This window comes from Borrelia persica No12 (genome assembly GCF_000500045.1).
Classification (GTDB): domain Bacteria; phylum Spirochaetota; class Spirochaetia; order Borreliales; family Borreliaceae; genus Borrelia; species Borrelia persica.
On record NZ_AYOT01000145.1, the window covers coordinates 1 to 2936 of the forward strand.

Annotated in this window: 4 protein-coding genes; all 4 read right to left on the reverse strand. The window is 26.7% G+C overall.

What is annotated here, in order from left to right; all coding sequences use genetic code 11:
* Positions 1–246 (reverse strand): hypothetical protein (locus tag U881_RS10770; RefSeq protein WP_038363367.1); only part of this gene is annotated, 246 nt, incomplete at its 3' end.
* 531 nt (positions 247–777) lie between these two features.
* Positions 778–1551, reverse strand: a complete 774-nt coding sequence (locus U881_RS0103310) for a hypothetical protein (protein ID WP_152520673.1) — start codon at positions 1549–1551, stop codon at positions 778–780.
* A gap of 380 nt (positions 1552–1931) precedes the next feature.
* Positions 1932–2216 carry a hypothetical protein gene (locus U881_RS0103315; protein WP_024653204.1) on the reverse strand — a complete coding sequence of 95 codons (285 nt, stop codon included), beginning with the start codon at positions 2214–2216 and terminating at the stop codon, positions 1932–1934.
* On the reverse strand, positions 2198–2650 hold the full coding sequence (locus U881_RS0103320) for a BTA121 domain-containing protein surface lipoprotein (protein WP_024653205.1): 453 nt from the start codon (positions 2648–2650) through the stop codon (positions 2198–2200). Before U881_RS0103320 ends, U881_RS0103315 begins: the two co-directional genes overlap by 19 nt.
* Positions 2651–2936: the final 286 nt, after the last annotated feature.

Below are 2936 nucleotides of genomic sequence, written 5' to 3' on the forward strand. Positions count from 1 at the left end.
ATTACTATATGTTTTAGCATCATCAACCAATGCCTTTCTTAAATATTCAGCTGCCTCCCTCTGATCTTCAGATAGATTAAATGTATCAAGCAATTCATCAATTGATTTAACCTCCTCACCCATTATTCTTTCTGGGAAAACACCACCTGAATGCACACCTACAGGAGGAGAATTTTGAGTTTTACAACTTAATAATACTATTGATACTATTATTAATAGTATTAAACTATAATATATTAACTTCATATTTTAATATCTCCTTTTAAAATTAAAAACAATGCAAGATATTTATATATCATTTAAATGGCACTACTAAAAATAACAGTACTTGCCTTAATTATTTTTAGTGTATAAATTTAGTTTCATTTATATAATCTTTAGACCTAAACATAAATATAAAATAATAATATCTATTTTTTCTAAAACAAACTATATTGAACTTACCTCTTCTCTTAGATATTTATAACTATAGATAATCAATGAAAAACTTATAAAAAAACTTTATTTTTCAAAATAATTCTCATATACCATACATACAAACCGCAAATATTGGCTAATAAGATTATTATCTTTTAAACAATATTATTAATTATTAAAATTAATCAATATTGTATTAATATTATATATTAATTATATTCAAAAATCAAGAATAAAAAATAGTTTAAAGAAAATTCAATATTCCTACTTAGTAACACTAATATAGATAAATTTACTAAAAATCATTATTAGAGATTGAAAATTGATAACGATTTTTTGAGCTAATTAACAATCTATTTACTATGACACAGCATGTATCCTTGATCGCTTTCCCATTAAATAATTTTCGTATCCATTCAACAAACTCTCAATATACAAATTTCCTTTATTAAGATGCTCTCTAGAATTATCAACCACTTGCAACAATTCACTGATAGCATGATCATCACATCCTAAAGTTTGGAAAATATAGTCTACTCTTCTACCCACCACATCAGATTCTACAAAAAAAATATTAAATGGTAACTTTTTAAAGAATTGCGACCTATATGTTAACATAGCACATTTTCTCTCTTCACTTTCACTATTTATTCTCAGCTGATTTATTCTATTAACAAGTCTTCTAATAAGGAAATCACGATTTTCATTAACAGAACCCTCACCTTGAACATCTGATCTTTCTTTTAAGACCTTTAGATATGAACTTGATATTATCTGCAAATCCTCATTACTCAAAATTGGTGCTATAGGATATTTATCTATATACCCATCTTCTTCCAGATTCGCCAAAATCTTTGCTAAAAATTCATCCATAGGCATCCCATACCCCCTGAAAAATCTACTATCTACTCTTCTGTCTCTGTAGCCCAGAACATATTTCAAACTTTCATCAGCTGAATGCATCTCGACTGGATCAATCATTTTTAATCTATAAATCAATTTATCTTCACAAAATGTATCTTGAAAAGATATGTCAAACATCATCCCCAACTCTGGGGATAATCCAGAAAATGTTAAAATTGCACCTTCTAAAAAACTCACAGCATCACTACTTGGCTGCAAGAACACCATCATCACCTTGTGGTGACTTTATAGACGACCCTTGAGCGCAAGAAATTAAAGCTATTATAATACATAAACATAATAATACATTCTTTCTTATCATAATATAACTTTAAATTTAATAATATCTCTATCCTATCTAAGATAGGAACAATAATATTATTCGCTTTCTCATAAGCACTTCTCAAATAATATTTGAATTTTAAAAATCTTCTTTACTTAATCTTATTCTTTATTTTACTAAGTGCCATTTGTAATATTTGCATAATAATTACATCAAGAATACCTAAAATAGAGAAAGATTTTACTTATTCTTATCCTCTACATTGATGATTTGCTTCATTTCACTATTCAATCTATCAACAAAACTAGAAACATGTTCCTGAAAGTCTTCACCAAATTTCTTCAGCCCTATCAACACCTAATAAACCTAATTTTAAATGTAAATCTAGATTAGTATGCGTCTCAAAACATCGGGCATTACCATTAAGAGGATACGCAGCTACGCTCTGAATATAGTTAAGCACTTCTTTTTCTTCCAAAGATAATCCTGCATATACCTTTTCAACTGCTATAAAATAGGAAAGTGAATCTTTAATATATTCAAATCTTCCTTTAAGATCACGCCAAGCATAATCGTTTGAAAACCGATGATTATTTATAGCTTTATAATACACCTAGCACCACTAAATGCTTCTTTTAAATATGAAATATATACATTTCTAAAAGCATATGTACTTCTAAAGTCTGGTTCCGACTCTTTTATTACTTTTTCAACTTCCTTAAGAGATGTAAAAATAAATAAATTGTGTTCTATAATTTTCTTAATTTTATCAACACCTAAACCGGTCAATAAATTATAAAACTCATCTTTAGTATATGTTTTATAACTTGATGCTTCTAAAACTTGATTATTAACATCAAAGCTCATAGTTACTACACCACATATATAATTTAATATCTCTTTCTCTTCATCCACCAAACCAAACGAACTAATTAAATTATCAATTTTATCATCAATTTCATCCCCTATGATATTTCCTGCTACAACTAAACCATCACCAAATTGATAACCACTAACTGGACCATCTTTTAATAATGGTGATTTCAAATCACAACACATTAACAATGATAGTAACAAAAAGAATACACAATAACTTATTATTTTAACACTAAAATTCTCCTTTTTAAAATTTATTTATTTACTGCTTAAGTATAACTATACTACTAATATTATAAAATAATAAAACTTAAAGCTATACCACCAAGCAAAAGAAACTTCATTATAAAAAGTTTTCTATAACTTCTATTACTATAAACTATTTCATTAAATTTTTTTCCAGTTTTGATAAAGACTCTTCATTGTTCTTCAATATATTGATTTTACTATTTTTATC

Excerpts from the sequence above, each read along its gene's own strand:
- U881_RS0103310 (WP_152520673.1), bottom strand. The coding sequence starts at position 1,551 with ATGATGGTGTTCTTGCAGCCAAGTAGTGATGCTGTGAGTTTTTTAGAA.